This window comes from Psychromonas ossibalaenae ATCC BAA-1528, assembly GCF_000381745.1.
In the GTDB taxonomy this organism is placed as follows: Bacteria; Pseudomonadota; Gammaproteobacteria; order Enterobacterales; family Psychromonadaceae; genus Psychromonas; species Psychromonas ossibalaenae.
This window is the reverse complement of the sequence record NZ_KB906978.1, coordinates 69,863-85,096: the sequence shown is the minus strand read 5'-3', so window position 1 is coordinate 85,096 and position 15,234 is coordinate 69,863. Positions and strand designations below refer to the sequence as shown.

The 15,234-nt window shown below is 42.1% G+C and carries 12 protein-coding genes; 5 read left to right on the top strand and 7 right to left on the bottom strand.

From position 1 onward, the window contains the following. Positions 1 to 136: 136 nt before the first annotated feature. Together G327_RS24240 and G327_RS0108115 are read right to left on the bottom strand one after the other, a co-directional pair. Entirely contained in the window at positions 137 to 1,060 is a 924-nt protein-coding gene (locus G327_RS24240) for an aminoimidazole riboside kinase (RefSeq protein ID WP_019614263.1), read from the bottom strand. A 73-nt stretch (positions 1,061 to 1,133) separates the two neighbouring features. Beyond that, complete coding sequence (locus tag G327_RS0108115) at positions 1,134 to 2,591, bottom strand: sucrose-specific PTS transporter subunit IIBC (protein WP_019614262.1); 1,458 nt, start codon at positions 2,589 to 2,591, stop codon at positions 1,134 to 1,136. Between the two features lie 245 nt (positions 2,592 to 2,836). Between G327_RS0108115 and G327_RS0108110 the strand changes: the two genes are divergently transcribed. The 5 genes from G327_RS0108110 (at position 2,837) to G327_RS0108090 (ending at position 8,347) form a co-directional block, all read left to right on the top strand. After that, entirely contained in the window at positions 2,837 to 3,826 is a 990-nt protein-coding gene (locus G327_RS0108110) for a LacI family DNA-binding transcriptional regulator (RefSeq protein WP_019614261.1), read from the top strand. Positions 3,827 to 3,973: 147 nt separating this feature from the next. Then, positions 3,974 to 5,584: a glycoside hydrolase family 32 protein gene (locus tag G327_RS0108105; RefSeq protein ID WP_019614260.1), complete on the top strand. Its 1,611-nt coding sequence runs from the start codon at positions 3,974 to 3,976 to the stop codon at positions 5,582 to 5,584. 449 nt (positions 5,585 to 6,033) lie between these two features. After that, the gene (locus tag G327_RS0108100; protein WP_019614259.1) at positions 6,034 to 6,804 is read left to right on the top strand and encodes a substrate-binding periplasmic protein; all 771 of its coding nucleotides are present in this window, start codon (positions 6,034 to 6,036) and stop codon (positions 6,802 to 6,804) included. Positions 6,805 to 6,893: 89 nt separating this feature from the next. Beyond that, positions 6,894 to 7,190 (top strand): hypothetical protein, encoded by a 297-nt coding sequence (locus G327_RS0108095; RefSeq protein WP_019614258.1) that lies wholly within the window; start codon positions 6,894 to 6,896, stop codon positions 7,188 to 7,190. Positions 7,191 to 7,378: 188 nt separating this feature from the next. Beyond that, positions 7,379 to 8,347, top strand: a complete 969-nt coding sequence (locus G327_RS0108090) for an ABC transporter substrate-binding protein (protein WP_019614257.1) — start codon at positions 7,379 to 7,381, stop codon at positions 8,345 to 8,347. Positions 8,348 to 8,405: 58 nt separating this feature from the next. On the opposite strand, the gene G327_RS0108085 is transcribed toward G327_RS0108090, so the two are convergent. The 5 genes from G327_RS0108085 to G327_RS0108060 form a co-directional block, all read right to left on the bottom strand. Next, positions 8,406 to 9,035 (bottom strand): LysE family translocator, encoded by a 630-nt coding sequence (locus G327_RS0108085; protein WP_019614256.1) that lies wholly within the window; start codon positions 9,033 to 9,035, stop codon positions 8,406 to 8,408. A gap of 425 nt (positions 9,036 to 9,460) precedes the next feature. Beyond that, positions 9,461 to 10,318, bottom strand: coding sequence for a D-amino acid aminotransferase (locus tag G327_RS0108075; RefSeq protein ID WP_019614254.1), 858 nt, complete (start codon positions 10,316 to 10,318; stop codon positions 9,461 to 9,463). A gap of 187 nt (positions 10,319 to 10,505) precedes the next feature. Continuing rightward, positions 10,506 to 11,387, bottom strand: a complete 882-nt coding sequence (locus G327_RS0108070) for a DUF2167 domain-containing protein (protein ID WP_019614253.1) — start codon at positions 11,385 to 11,387, stop codon at positions 10,506 to 10,508. Between the two features lie 264 nt (positions 11,388 to 11,651). Continuing rightward, a complete protein-coding gene (locus G327_RS24235; RefSeq protein WP_019614252.1) occupies positions 11,652 to 12,821 on the bottom strand; it encodes a YibE/F family protein in 1,170 nt (389 codons plus the stop codon). 125 nt (positions 12,822 to 12,946) lie between these two features. Further along, positions 12,947 to 15,136, bottom strand: coding sequence for a bifunctional metallophosphatase/5'-nucleotidase (locus G327_RS0108060; RefSeq protein ID WP_019614251.1), 2,190 nt, complete (start codon positions 15,134 to 15,136; stop codon positions 12,947 to 12,949). Positions 15,137 to 15,234 lie beyond the last annotated feature (98 nt).

The window sequence follows — 15,234 nt, the reverse complement described above, 5'->3', positions numbered from 1 at the left end:
GGATTTTCACTTATTATTCGGCAGGAGAGTTTTTTAAAATAGTGGTATAGATAAAAAATAGAGCAGAAGCGGGTTAGAGGAAGTGAATAAAGTTAATAAAGGGAGCCTTGAGTCGTCGGCTCCCTGATTATGGCTGTTAATCATTCAGATAGCAGCTAAGCTCAGTACTTAAAGGCAGTGCGGTCATTGCTCCTTTCTGCGTGGTGGCTAAAGCACCGCAGCCGTTGGCCCATTTTACGGCATCACGAATGTGTTTGATGTCGTGCCATGAACTGCATTGTGCAAGATAACTAATTAAGCCGCCGACAAATGCATCTCCAGCACCTGTCGTATCAACTGGTTTTACTGCTTTTCCGGCAATAAGCTCCCGTTTACCCGGAGTAATGACTAATGCGCCTTTTGCCCCCTGAGTAATTAAGATAAGCCTATTCTGGTAGTGTTTGATAGCCTCAAGTCCTGCCTCTATGGTTTTTGTTTCCGTTAAAAACAACAGCTCGTCATCAGAAAATTTAAGCACATCAGCCATTGCAGCTGCTTTTAATACCACTGATTTTATTTCACTCGGATCTGCCCAGACTTCATCACGCAGGTTCGGATCAAAACTAATAAATCCGCCTGCTTCTTTGATCCGGCACATTGCCTGAAAAGTACTGCTGCGGCTGGGTTCATTAGCAAGCGCAATAGAGCAGACATGCAGCCACTGATTTTCTGAAAAAGCCGGGATATCAGCCGGCAGCATAAACTGATCGGCACTGGGTTTAACCATAAAGGTAAAACTGCGTTCACCTGTATCATCTAAATCAACAATAACTGTAGAAGTACGCTGCGCTTGATCAAGCCGCATAAAATCTGTATTTACCCCTTCGTTATTCAGTGTTTCTTTCATAAAGCGGCCGAGCGGATCCTGCCCGACACGACCGAAAAATGCGCTGTCTCCGCCTAAGCGGGATACAGCAACTGCCACATTAGCCGGCGCACCGCCTGGACATTTTAAATAACTATTTTCACCATCTGGAATTAAATCAACAACGGCATCACCGCTAACCCAAACTCTGTTCATGAGATTTCCTTTGTTTTGTATACACAAAAACCAGTAATCTGCATTACTGGTTTGGTTATTATAATAATTGAGATTATGCTGAAGCTTGCTGCATCTCTTTTACTTGTTTTTCTTTTTTCGCTTTATCGCGGGCACCTAATACTATGGTTAGTGCAAATGCCACTGCGAATGAAATCAGCATGCCGAATACGTAAGGCATTACATCTTCAGGACGAATTGAGATAATGCCCGGCAGACCCGCCGCCCCTAAGGCACCGGCTTTTACATTAAACAGGGTGATAAAGGCGCTTGAAGATGCCGCTGCAATAATAGCCGCAATAAACGGATAGCGCAGTTTTAAGTTCACCCCAAACATAGCCGGCTCAGTAATACCCAGCAGCGCTGTCACACCTGACGGAATGGCAATACCTTTAGTTTTAGCATCTTTACTGGTAAATCCTACCGCTAATGCCGCGCCACCCTGAGCAATATTAGACATAGCTGCAATAGGGAAAATAAATGTACCGCCGGTCACTGCAATATCTGCCAGCAGCTGTATTTCAATAGCGATAAAGCTATGGTGCATACCGGTAATTACAAAAGGTGCATAGATGAAACCAAACAGTGCGCCGCCTATAAAGCCAGCTGAGTCGTATAACCAGTTTAGACCGTCACCTAAAAGGAAGCCGATGTCACGGGTGAATGGACCGACTATGGTAAAGGTAATCACACCTGTAATAAAAATAGCCAGCAGCGGGGTCAGCAGATTGTCTAATACAGATGGAATAAACTTACGCAGACCGTTTTCAACTTTCGCTAAAATAAATGCCGCCACTAATACCGGCAGCACTGAGCCCTGGTAACCTACTTTCTGAATTTCAAAACCCAGAATGTTCCATACCGGGATATTACCGGAAACAGCAGCGCCGCCGAATCCCCAGCCGTTAAGCAGATCCGGATGCACCATCAGCATACCCAGTGCAGCCCCCAGGAACGGATTACCACCGAATTTTTTACTGGCTGAAAATGCCAGTAGAATAGGAAGGTAAACAAAAGGCGCATTAGCAAAGGTATTAATCATAGCTGCCAGATCGGCGAGTCCCGGGTTTGCATCAACCAGTGATTTACCGTCAATAAATAATCCTGGTGCCACTAATACATTAAACAGACCCATTAACAGACCACCGGCAACAATCGCGGGAATAATCGGTACAAAGATATCTGACAGACCTTTTACCGCCTGCTGCACAATGTTCTGTTTATCAGTTCCGGCAGAAGCTACGTCTTTGGTACTCATCTCTTCCAGGCCGGTTAGTTTTGCCATCTGCGCATAAACCTGGTTAACAATACCGGAGCCGAAAATAATCTGGTACTGACCGGCAACTTTAAACTGGCCTTTAACACCTTCAAGATCCTCTATGCCTTTCTCATCAATCAGTGACTCATCTTCCACTGCCAGACGTAAGCGGGTAGCACAATGGGCCAGTGCTTTAATATTGTTTTTACCACCAAGCATATCGATTAGCTGGCTGGCGACTTTTGGATAATTCATAACTTCTCTCCTAGTGAACGTATCTATTCCTTTAGCTGCAAAAATGACATTTGGCACTCCTTGGGAACGTTTGCAGAAATGAGTTTTAAACAATTATTTCGTTTCTTCAAGCGCATTATGGGGTAAGTGTGATTTGTATCTTCTTTTTGTGTGATAAATGACCTGGCGGTGCGATCTTTTCATCATTGAGATGGTGAGTTTTGTTATGATTACTGCAAACATTCCCAATAACTAGGAAACAGCTCATGGCAGGACTGCATGAAGTAGCAAAATTATCAGGAGTATCGAAATCTACGGTCTCCCGCGTGATTAATAATGAATACGGTGTAAAAGCAAGTACCAAAGAAAAGGTGCAGAAAGCCATTGATGAATGCGGCTATGTTGCTAATCAGGTTGCCAGAGATCTTAAATTACAGAAAACTAATCTTATCGGCGTGATCGTGCCGCGTATGTCTTCCAATGCCACAGCCAAAGGACTGGACGGTTTAAGCTCCGTTATTGAACTGGCGGGCAAGCACGTTTTACTGGCAAACAGCCAGCAGGATAACGAAAAAGAGATTGAATATATAAAGCGCTTTAATCAGAAACGTGTTGAAGGAATACTGCTTTATGCAACACACCTGGATGAGGCGCTGGTAAAAGCAATTAAACAGTCTGCTGTACCGGTTGTGTTAATCGGTCAGGACGGATCGCTGTTTAATATCCCCAGTATTATTCATGACGATGTCGGGGTTGGGTTTAATGCAGGACTGAGGCTGCTTGAAGCCGGGGCATCGAACATTGGTTTTATCGGCGTAAACAGCCAGGATATCGCGGTTGATCAGTGTCGTTTTCAGGGGCTGACGCAGTCTCTGCAGCACTCCAGGCAGATTTCTGCTCTGTTCCACAGTCGTGGTGAATTTACCATTGAATCCGGCTATCAACAGACCAAACAGTTGTTATTAGACTGGCCGCAGTTAGACGGTCTATTTTGTGCGACAGACCGGATAGCAATCGGCGCTATGAAGGCCATCTCGGAAGCGAATAAAATACCCGGTAAAGATATTAAAGTGCTTGGCGTCGGTAATGACGAGCTTGGCCTGGTGTGTACTCCTAGCTTATCAACATTTAACTATGCCTTTGATTTGTCTGGGAAAAAATCAGCTCAGGTACTGCTGGATTTAATTGAAAATAAGCAGGCGGACGTTAGTAAACTGGTGATGAGCTTTGAAAATATCTTTCGTCAAAGCTGCTGATCTGCAGCAGAAGAATACTACTTAGATCACTTTTTGACTGTCCTCACTCAATATTAGTGCGGTTATTTTCTCGCGGCTATTGCAAAGTCAGTCGCTTTTACATATCTTGGGAACGTTCCCGTTTTTATTGGCTGTTGCAGGTGGTGTATGTTCTTATTATCAATTATTGAAGAGTGTGGTGGTATTAGTAATGTGGTTCGTATTCTGAATCCGGATTCTCGACTTATTGTGGAGGTTCGGGATGTCGATCTGTTATCCGCTCAGGCAAAACAGCAGACTTACAATGAAACTCTCAAGCAGCTTACCTATAGTAAAAATATCGCTGCAGATAAAAAAGAATTAGAGCTGCAGTTATTACAAGCCGGGAAGCTGATTGCTGCGCATCAGTTACAGGACAGCGCCCCTTATACTCAGGAAGTTGATTGTGAGTTTCGTCCCGCCTGGCATATCTCTCCGCCGCAGGGCTTATTAAATGACCCCAATGGTTTTATTTATCACCAGGGGGCATATCATCTGTTTTACCAGTGGTACCCCTATGCCTGTGTGCATAAAGATAAGTACTGGGCACATTTAACCAGCAAAGATTTAATTAACTGGGAACGCCAGCCTGTTGCTTTAACCCCGTCGGACTGGTTTGACAGTCATGGTGTTTTCTCCGGTCATGCTCTGAGTCACGAAAATCAGTTAATGCTTTTCTATACGGGTAATGTGCGTATTGATGAGCAGAGAGACAGGCATACTACGCAGTGTTTAGCCACTTCAGAGGACGGTATTAATTTTACTAAGCACGGCCCGGTTGTTCCTGAGCTGCCGCCGGGGGTTACTGCCCACTGCCGCGATCCTAAGGTTATTCGTCATAATGATCATTGGTTAATGCTGGTAGGTGCACAGCGTGAAGACAATATCGGCCGTCTGGCTGTTTACCAGTCAGAAGACCTTAAAAACTGGACATTTCTTACTCTGTGCGGCGATGAGTTAGGTGACTTTGGTTATATGTGGGAATGTCCAGATTTTTTTACTTTAAACAATCAGGACTTTATTGTTGTCGGGCCTCAGGGCATTGAGTCGGCAAGTCCGAGCCATACTGTTGCGCACCATAACGGTATTGTTAAAGCTGAATTTACTCAAAACGGCCGGGTGTTGTTATCTGATTTTCAGAATTTAGACCATGGCTTTGATTTTTATGCACCGCAGTCCCTGCAGACGCCGGACGGACGCAGAATTATGTCGGCCTGGATGGGCCTGCCCGATGAAGTTGATCACCCCAGCTCTGATAACGGCTGGATACATCAGTTAACGGCGCTTCGTGAATTAACCTATGAAAACGGCAGGCTGATACAAAAGCCGCTTAAAGAGCTGCAGAAGTTACGTTTAAAGCCCGTTAGTGTGCCCGCACAGGCAAAGTCTTTTGATTTAGAAAGTAAAACCTTTGAGTTAAAAGTGTCAATGGCCTGGGGAAGCTCGCTGCGTTTACACCAGTCGGATCTGGGATATTGTGAAATTCGCTTAGATAAAGCGGCTAAGACTCTGTTTTTAGACAGAGCGAATACTCTGATCCGTGAAGGGGATACTCTGCGTGAGTTAGCCCTAACTGATTCAGAGTCGGTGCAGTTACAGATCTTATCCGATAACTCCTCTTTGGAAATATTCATTAATAACGGTGAAGCGGTTATGTCGGCACGTATTTTCAGCACGGCTGATGCCACTAAGTTCAGCCGGGAAGGGCTGGTTGATATAGTCGACTGCTGGTTATATTGAAGGAGAGAGAATACAGCTGCTGTGTTGTGAAATATACGCCAGCAGGCGTGTATTTTATCTAATTTCTGCCTCTTGCGTCACTGATACTTAAATTTGTAAATCTAATATCTTTCTAGGTAATAAAATGATCTGTCTTTTTATCTAGAATGGTATAAGTGTACCGTTTTATTGTTGTAATTCTCTTACAGTAAACTCCCCAAACCCGGACAGCTTGACGATACGTTTAACCCAATTTCGGCTATTCGCGCCTATTTATTCGGTTAAGTCACAAATCATAATTTAAACTCTCTTTTTTTTGATGTTATTTTCACATTGTATATTAATATCTATTTTATCTTCTGCTAAGTGGATTTTAGTTGTTAGCGAAAAGCACAGACTGTATTGAGAATAAACAGAACGCCCGGCGTGACGGCTATTCGAACCTATTGAGATTGAGATAAGGAGTTGTGATGAGATCTGCTATAGCAATTATTCTGCTGTTGATTTATCTACCGTCCGCAGCTGCAGATCATATAACTATATTCACTCATAATTTATCCGGGCAAGCAGAATGTGAACAGTTAACTTGCAAAGGAAAGCTGCATCAGGGCAAAAGAAGTTTTTATGTTGAAGTTATCAACGAGCTGACCAGTTACCTGCACTATGACAATAGTATGCGCGAGGTATCTTTTAAACGCGGTTTACATAACGTTCAGCGCCATGACAATATGGTTTTTTTTGCAGTACAAAGGACTCCTGAAAGAGAAAATACCGTGAAATGGGTTGGTCCGATATCACAGGCAGAAGATTATTTTTACGAATGGCAGGGTAGACCTACCGGAATACAGAAAATAGAGGATGCGAAAAACCTTAGAGTCTGCGTATTAAACGGATCGGTACATGATTCTTTGTTGTCTGAAATGCATTTTACTAAGCTCAGCAGAAATTCAAGTTATAGTAACTGTTTTAAAATGTTAAAGCTCAATAGAGTCGATTTAGCGATTACATCGAATGATACCCTGCAGGATAAATTAGCGGAAACAAATATCCCGCTTCAGTTAGTTCGACAGACATCAGTACTAGTACTCTCGGGTAATATCTATATTGCGCTGTCGAATAATATTTCTGATCAGGAAGTAAATAAATGGAATTCTGCTCTGCAGAATATAAAAAACGCCGGAAAATTCGATGAACTGACAGCCTTGTATCTTAATCCTTCCGTAAGCAGGCATGACTTTTAAGGGCAGAAAAATCCCTCCTGTCTTAATCGATATTCTGTGATTCTGTATAAATGCGTTACAATATCCGCTCTTTTTAATTAAGAATGACTATGAGTAAAAAACCTGATCGTAAAACAGCCATGCTCCATATTATTGAAATGGTTAAAGATGATTTCCCTTTTGATGATCCGGACAGGCAGATATGCGGCACAAGCTGTGTCGGCTGCCCTAAAAAATTACTGGAGTTAATTGAAACCGAAATTATGCATTGGGAGTCAGTTATTGATCGGGGAGAGGTGCCTGACTTTGGTGAAATATCCCGCTTTGCAAAACTATGTAAAAATGTACGCCGTGGTTTAGTACGTAATGGTTTAGTGGAAAAAGAGGCTGCACCACTCCGGAATTAAGCTGCCGATTTTCATTCCTTAACTTATTCTTTGTTAATTCCCCGGTAAACTTTATTAAGCAAATGAGAGTTTGCCTTTGTTTATTTGCCTGCGGCTTATTTTTGAGAACTATAATTAGTTGTGGTTGCATTCAGTCTGTTATTTTCATCGGATTAGTTAACTTTAAACGACTATTAATGGAGTGGGTTATGGAGGGTTTTAAAATTAAGACCATCATTATAACCTTTATATTGGTTGTTATTTTAAGTAACTCATCACATGCTTTACCCGTCAGCAAGAATCAGAAGCCGATCAAAATTATTATTAATGATTGGTCTAGCCAAATTGTTCTCGCAAAAATAACGGGTGAGATATTTAAAACACTTGGGTACAAGGTTGAATATATACAGTCTTCATCTAATGATCAGTGGTTTAGATTGAAATCAGAAAAATTACATCTGCAGGTTGAGGTTTGGGAAGGGACCATGGCTGTTAAAGCTAACCAGCTTCTTGAAGCGAAACGCATTATTGATGCAGGAAATCATGATGCTAAAACTAGAGAGGAGTGGTGGTATCCAAGTTATGTTGAAGAGTTGTGCCCGGGGCTGCCTGACTGGAAAGCATTAAACAATTGTGCTGAGTTATTTGCAACGCCGGAAACAGCCCCAAAAGGCCTCTACCTTGGAGGTCCATGGGAAAAACGTGATACGGTTAGAATTAGAGCGCTGAGCTTGGATTTTAAAATTATCAGGGTAAAACATGGTGATGATTTATGGCTGGAATTAGAAAAAGCGATGGCTAAAAAACAGCCGATTGTATTATTTAACTGGACTCCTAACTGGGTCGATGCCCGCTATGATGGTAAATTTATAGAGTTTCCTGAGTATACGCCTGCATGTGAAACTATTCCCGAATGGGGGAAGAGTAAAAAATGGTTATGGGACTGCGGTAATCCTACAGATGGATGGTTAAAAAAAGTAACATCTGTCAATTTTCCGAATGACTGGCCTTGCGCTTTCAGTACCTTAAAAAATATAAATTTTAACAATGAAATGCTTTCTGAAATAGCTGCGTTTGTGGATGTGAACAGTCTGAGCTACGATGAAGCCGCGAAGTTATGGATTAACAGTAATCAAAAACTCTGGCGAAGCTGGATACCTGTCAGCTGTGAAAAGTAAATATATCGAAGATGCAGGGATCTGCATCTTCAGGTAGTTTTGGTATCAATAGAAATTATTATAATCTTGTTGCGGCCAGTGTTGTGCCGAAACTGATAAAAAGCCCGCCGCTGATATAATTCAGCCACTTAGATGTTTTAGGCGTAGTCAGCAGTGTTTTCAGTTTTGTTGCGAACAGGATAACCACTAAAAACCAGCCGGCAACCACCAGCGCCTGAACCAGACCTAAGATCAGGCTTTGTTCTAATATATGCTGGGGTGAAATAAACTGAGGGAAAATCGACAGGTAAAACAATACAATTTTAGGATTAAGCAGATTAGTCAGTAGTCCTTTGTAGAAACTACCGGCCAGAGACGGGTTAATATTACCTGGATCGGTTTTCAATTTCAGGTTCGACATCCGTAAGCCGTTTCTAATATTGCTTAGCCCTAGCCATAGCAGATAAGCGACACCAAACCATTTAAAAATATTAAATGCGAGGGAAGATTGTGCCAGCAGCAGGCTTAACCCCTGAGCCGATACAAAAGCATGAATAATAAATCCTACAGCTACACCTAAAATATTAATAAAGGCGAGTCGCCGGCCTTGAGCTAAAGAGGTGTACAAAATAAGCAGTGCATTGGGGCCGGGAATGACAGCCAGTAAAAAAACGATGCCGGCAAAGGCAATCAGGGTATCTATGGTCACTCTTTAAACTCCAGTAATTTATTATACCCATGTTACCTCAAGATGCTTTGTCAGGCTCGAGATTGCAGAGCAGAGCAAGGCGCAACATGAGGTAATGGTTACTCTCTTTTCGATTGTTGCAACGTGGGGCTGGTTTTCAAGCTCAAGCCCCGTAGGGCAAGGCAACTTACACCAATCTGCGTTATTATAAAATCTCTATGTAGAGTAACTATAAAAGAATTAAAGTCTTTATCTTAATTCTACCGAAAGAGGATTAACGTAGTTAATCACTCGAAAGGTTCAATTTTATGCCTAGCATCTCGGCACAATTTGCCTTGCTGACTTTGCATCTTGAAGTATCATGGGTATATGCACAGCGGTATGCAGTTTTAAGCGCTGCCGGGTGAAAATATAACCCGGCAGCATCAAGTGTTCAACTGCAGACTTTAATAATCCGCTTTATGTGCACTGTATAAGGTTTGTGCCGCCAGCCATAGGTCGCCGATTTTACCGTTACCTACGGGGCTGCCGTCTATTTCAACAACCGGTGCAATCTCTTTACTCGAGCTGGTTAACCAGACTTCATCAGCGTTAAAGACTTCATCCATAGTGACAATGCGCTCTTCAACTTTAATACTGCTATGGCGGGAAAGAATATCAAGCAGCATAAAACGTGTAATGCCGGGTAAAATCTGATTATCTAACGGCGGAGTAATGACCATGCCATTTTTAACTATGTATGCGTTGCATGCACTGCCTTCGGTCATTTCATTATTGTTATTAAACAGGATGGTTTCATTGTAACCGCGACTGAAACCGTGCTGAAAGTGCATTACATTACCTAAAAGCGCCGTTGATTTGATATTACAGCGCTGCCAGCGCAGATCTTCTGTGGTTGATACCTTATAGGTTTTCGCTTTACTTTTATCAGCTATGCTCGCCGCCGGAATCTCAAAGGCAAATGCGTAAACAGTCGCGGGCAGATCTTCAGGATAAGCATGGAAACGCTTAGTATCGGCACCGCGGCTGATATGCAGATAAATGCCCAGATTGAGACCGTCGTTTTTTTCAATAAGCTGCTCGCAAATCTCCCGCCATTCTTGCTGTTCTCGGCTGCAGTTTATGCCGATTAACTGCAGGCCCTCATTTAAGCGCTGGATATGCGGTGCAAAACCGACCAGCTTACCATCGTAAGAGGGGATCACTTCGTAAATACCGTCTCCAAATAAAAATCCGCGGTCCATTGGAGAAATTTTAGCTTCCTGCATCGGCAGATATTCGCCGTTTAAATATACAATGCTCATAAATAACCTTTTGAGTAGCCCGTCTGATTGTTTTGATTGTATATCATAGGGAGTCGCGCGGCTTAAGCAACTTCGCATTTTGTTAATTACTTGCTGTTAAAGTATTTATTGATTTATCAGGTAGTTAAGGAAGACATGGTAGAAGTGATTTTCTCGGACCTAGTGACAGTCCGAGAAAGAGCGCTAGTCAGCCGCGTTGAAAAATTTTCTTAATAAGTGCACCAGCTGCTACGATTAGAAAGATGCCGAATTTTTTAAAGAAGATCAGACCCATGGCTAAAAATCCGGTTTTTGCCAGTACTTTTCCGGCAACCAGCGCACCTAAGCCATAGGCGGCCATCTGATCAACTTGCGGATCAAAATTTTCATATTTGGCTTGCGGTTCAAATTCAGCGAGTGCTAGAACCGTATCTAACTCCGATTCAATAAGTTGTTTCTGGTCAATTTGAGCAATAAAATTAAGCACCAATACGCCCTTTCTGCCTAATACTCTTATGTTGTAATTAAGTGTGTTAACCGTTTCATTACCAAATCTGATTTCTTTAGCCCAGTGCAGTTTATGGCTCTGTGCATCATAAAAAGGCGCTGAAGCCCACCCTATCAGCTCAACTTCTTCATAGCCCTGATTAACGCGTTCTTTACTAGCATCGGCCGTATCGTCCTGCATCTGTTCTAACAGATCTGCATAATCAATATTATCGGCGTCTTGAACGGAAACATAACCGTCTTCTTCATATTCGATGGTGACTGCCCATGAGCCCATATCAAAGGGGGTCATTCCAGCAGGAAATAACATACCCAGGTTGTTTTCCTGAGGCGGGTTGCCCCAGACATCAACGAGTATTTTATCGGCATCGGCCGGGCTTAAATAATAAAAATCATCGGGAACATTTAATACAGCTGCTGCGCCCGGTAGTTTAATTTCTCCGGTTAGAGGGTTTAAAGAATCTAAGATTCCGTTTGCCCATGCAGTGTACTGCTGCTCTTCGCTAAGTTCGGTTCCCGTGCCGGCAGCGACACCAAGAGGCATTAATATTAATAGTGAAAAGAGCAGGTGTTTAATATTCATCAAAGTTCCTTTTTGATCTATTTTAAGTTGACTGGGTTGTGGTAAAAAAGTCATTGTAATAGCTGTTTGTATTTTTATGATGATGCATGTCAATTTTGCGTGATGTTTCTAATGTAAATATCAATTAAAAGTGCCTTTCTGATTGTTGTGACAAAAGAGGGGGCTGGGAGTTATGTATGAAAACTAGAGGGGATAAAACAGAAAGAAGCGCTGCTTTTTGCTGTAATAACAGGAAAAGGGCGCTTCTGCTGCTTAGTTAATAATTTATAAACTGCGTGGCTTTGCTATTGCAGGGCTATCTATGCTTGGCTGTACCTCATCGGAATTAAGCATGTAACGAGCCAGCCAGGCGGTGATCGGAATGGTTAATACAATGCCGATACTGCCGGCAAGTGCATGAATAATACTTAATGAAATAACCGGGCTATTAAGAAATTGTGTGATGGGCATATTTAATCCCCATACCATCATGATGGTTGTCAGTGAACTGCCGGCAAATGCAAGAATCAGTGTATTGGTCATTGTTCCCATAATGTCGCGGCCTATATTCATGCTTGAGCGCATAAGTTGTGTCGGTGTGAGTTTGGGATCGGCGGCTTTAAGTTCGTTATAAGCGGAAGCAATAGAGATAGCGACGTCCATTACTGCGCCAAGTGCCGAGACCATAATAGCGACGAACATTAACCAGCGTATCTGGATAGGCTGGGTTGCCAGATAAATAACATCTTCACCTTTATCAAGGTAGATACCGGACAGATTCGCGAATTCACCGAAAACTTGTGCCATGATACCTGCTGCAATTACGCCTAGCAGGGTGCCGGCCATGGCACAGAAGCTCTTTTTGTTATAACCGGAAACTAGAATAAAGTTAACAACAATTTTTAATCCCATCAGCACTATGGTGATCAGTACAGGATTCCATCCTGCAAAAATAGACGGGATCAAGACACCAATAACTAATGCAGCGGTAAAATATAAAGAAACGACTGAGTTTAATCCCTCTTTTTTGCCGAAGGATAATAATAGTAGTAAAAACGCCAGCGACATCCAGTAGATGGCTGGCGAACGTTTATGATTGTATGCCCAGTAAACAGTACCGTTATTGGCTGTTTCCCGGATCATCATAATAAAAGTGTCACCTTCACCAACCAGTACATTATGTTGACGACTGATTGGGTTCTCGACTTCAACAACAAGGCCTTGTTTTTCACCTTCTAAAATTCTGGCTGTAAATACCTGCCTGCCCGTTAAAATTTCTGGAACTTTAGCATCGGGGGCTAGGTTATTTGAGATGATATTCACTACTTCAGCATCAACGAATGTCTGCTCAAGGGGCGATTTAGGTCGAAAAGATTCACTCAGGCTAGGAGAAAACTGAAAAATCAGTGTCGAGATAAGGGTAATAAACAGAGCAAATCGGTAGGTTCGAAACATATATATCTGGTTTCCAAATAAAAAATAATATAATAAAGCCTGGGGGTAACTTATTAGATTACCACCCAGGCTTTAAATCAGAATGAACAATCAAAGTGTATTACTAAACTCTGATTAAACACCGATTATTCAGGTACACAACCAGCATCATCTTTGCTTGCATTTACGAAATATGATGTAGCATCATTCAGATTTAATGAGTTGATAATACCTGGGTATTTAGGGTTACCAGCATCAATTGTGATACAAATTTCTTTTGCTACAACCTGATCCCATAAATCTTTTGCCGGGCCTGCTGTAGTACGAAGATCCTGCATTGTTTGATATTGTTTGATTTCCCAGTTTTGGTTATCAAAGTCAGCACTATTAACACCACCAGTGGTTATAACATGCTCAGTCAACATATCACGGATTGCATATGCAGATTCATTCACTGAGTCATAGAATACATCAGCATCGGATGCCCAGCCATATTTCTGAACTTGCGATCCTAAACGATAACTGTTCACTGCGACTTTATAAACGGCAGTTTCATCAAATGGTTTACCATCAATTTCAGAGATCTCAATGCGGCTGCCTTCATTAGTAACTGCATAGTTCTCATCCATTGCCAGTGCATCACCGGTTAGATCTACAACAAATGTAACCGCACCGTCAAACTGGTCATAGTTATAAGCTTTAGCACCTTCTCTGAATGATACTGTTAGATCGCCTTCTTCATACTGATTAAAGTAAGAGTAAGACCATTCCATGTAACGTTTCAGATTTTTACCCGTCATATTTACACCGAGTAACTTATTATCGTATTTATATAGGTTAGTTGAGTCTTTTTTAGCGTACTCAGCACCATCAACGAGGTTGGAGTTATCAGAGAATAGAGAAGCTGCTGATATAGTCGCACCTGATTTTTTCAGCTGGATCTGATTGATAAAGTCCATTAACGGGGTATCAACAATTTTCGCTTTATGGATAGTTGTATATAAGCGACCAGTAACAAGGTTATTTACTTCACCTGTCGCATCATCTACGCCTAAACCACGTGTAAAGTCACCCGAAACGGTGCCGATAACTTCTTGAGCATCAGCTTTAGAGATATCATCAACATATTGGAATTGTGCTTTTAACCCTTCGTGCTCAGTGACACCCACATATTTAGCGACTTCAGTAGAAATATTTTCTAATGTTGTATCAACCATCACCCATTTGTCATTAGCATTTTTCTTCAGTTTAATGTCAGCACGAGCCAGTGCAGACCCCCATTTTCCAGGCTCCATAATTTTCACACTTTCAGCACGGTTATCTTCGTTATATCCGACAAGTGTTTTATCTTCAGCTCCGCCTTTACCATCAACAGAAATATCAGTTTCTTCGCCTGCTTTATCTTTAGCGATACTTTCGATATAGGTAGCGTGCTCATGGCCCGCTAAGATAACATCAAATTTATCAGCCATTGCCGCTGCAATGTCACGTACACCTGAACCACCTTCTCCACCACGACCTAAGTGGAAAGCACCAACGATAACATCAGGGTTATATTCGCTAATTAACTCATCTACAGCTGCGCGGGTAGAAGTTAGTTCTTCATCAAATTTTAGGCCGGCGAAGTGACTTGGTGCAGACGCTTCCCAGTTTGGAACATTAGATGGAGAAACACCCACAATTGCTACTTTCGCACCATCAACTTCAAAGATTTGGAAGCCGCGGATGTAGTTGGCACCATTTGATTCCCATTTGATATTACTAGAAACAACAGCTCCGTTAAAGTGACCTAGATTACGATCAACAAAAGCGCGTTCAAAGTTGAATTCATGGTTGCCTGGAACCCATAGGTCAAAATCTAATGCATTTAGCGTTGATACAACAGGGTGAGTAGGGTCATCATTAAATAGTTGTGCAGAGTTACCCTGCACCGTGTCACCGATATCAAGCAGAATCATATTCGGGTGATCTGCTTTTTCGGTTTCCAGCAAGGTAGCAATACGTGTTAAACCAGCATCAGAGTCTTCGCCGTCAATCGCGTAGTCATAACCGAAAATGCGGCCATGAAGATCTGATGTAGCCCCAATGCTGATCGTTACTTCATCAACAGGCGTATCCGTTGTACTTTTAACGATAATATCTGGCGTATTGCTTAATGTTTTTCCTTCAGTTGCAACGGATGCATAACCATTGTCAGTAGTGACTGTGACGATTTTATCGACGACTGTTTCTTCAACGACGATTTTTTCGTTGGTGATAATTTTTTCATCATCTGAACATCCGCCTAACGCGGTAAGAACAGCTAAACACAGCACACTGCGGTTTATCATTTTCATTATAAATTCCATCTTATTGATTATAAATACAGAGAAAATCTTATTAACCCTTTTAAATTGGGGTTATTTACCGAATGCAAGTGTAACGAACTGTAACA

What these genes read in the sequence shown, in the direction of transcription:
- G327_RS24240 (WP_019614263.1), bottom strand. Translation starts at nt 1,060, where the DNA reads ATGAACAGAGTTTGGGTTAGCGGTGATGCCGTTGTTGATTTAATTCCA.
- G327_RS0108115 (WP_019614262.1), bottom strand. Translation starts at nt 2,591, where the DNA reads ATGAATTATCCAAAAGTCGCCAGCCAGCTAATCGATATGCTTGGTGGT.
- G327_RS0108110 (WP_019614261.1), top strand. Translation starts at nt 2,837, where the DNA reads ATGGCAGGACTGCATGAAGTAGCAAAATTATCAGGAGTATCGAAATCT.
- G327_RS0108105 (WP_019614260.1), top strand. Translation starts at nt 3,974, where the DNA reads ATGTTCTTATTATCAATTATTGAAGAGTGTGGTGGTATTAGTAATGTG.
- G327_RS0108100 (WP_019614259.1), top strand. Translation starts at nt 6,034, where the DNA reads ATGAGATCTGCTATAGCAATTATTCTGCTGTTGATTTATCTACCGTCC.
- G327_RS0108095 (WP_019614258.1), top strand. Translation starts at nt 6,894, where the DNA reads ATGAGTAAAAAACCTGATCGTAAAACAGCCATGCTCCATATTATTGAA.
- G327_RS0108090 (WP_019614257.1), top strand. Translation starts at nt 7,379, where the DNA reads ATGGAGGGTTTTAAAATTAAGACCATCATTATAACCTTTATATTGGTT.
- G327_RS0108075 (WP_019614254.1), bottom strand. Translation starts at nt 10,318, where the DNA reads ATGAGCATTGTATATTTAAACGGCGAATATCTGCCGATGCAGGAAGCT.
- G327_RS0108070 (WP_019614253.1), bottom strand. Translation starts at nt 11,387, where the DNA reads ATGAATATTAAACACCTGCTCTTTTCACTATTAATATTAATGCCTCTT.
- G327_RS24235 (WP_019614252.1), bottom strand. Translation starts at nt 12,821, where the DNA reads ATGTTTCGAACCTACCGATTTGCTCTGTTTATTACCCTTATCTCGACA.
- G327_RS0108060 (WP_019614251.1), bottom strand. Translation starts at nt 15,136, where the DNA reads ATGAAAATGATAAACCGCAGTGTGCTGTGTTTAGCTGTTCTTACCGCG.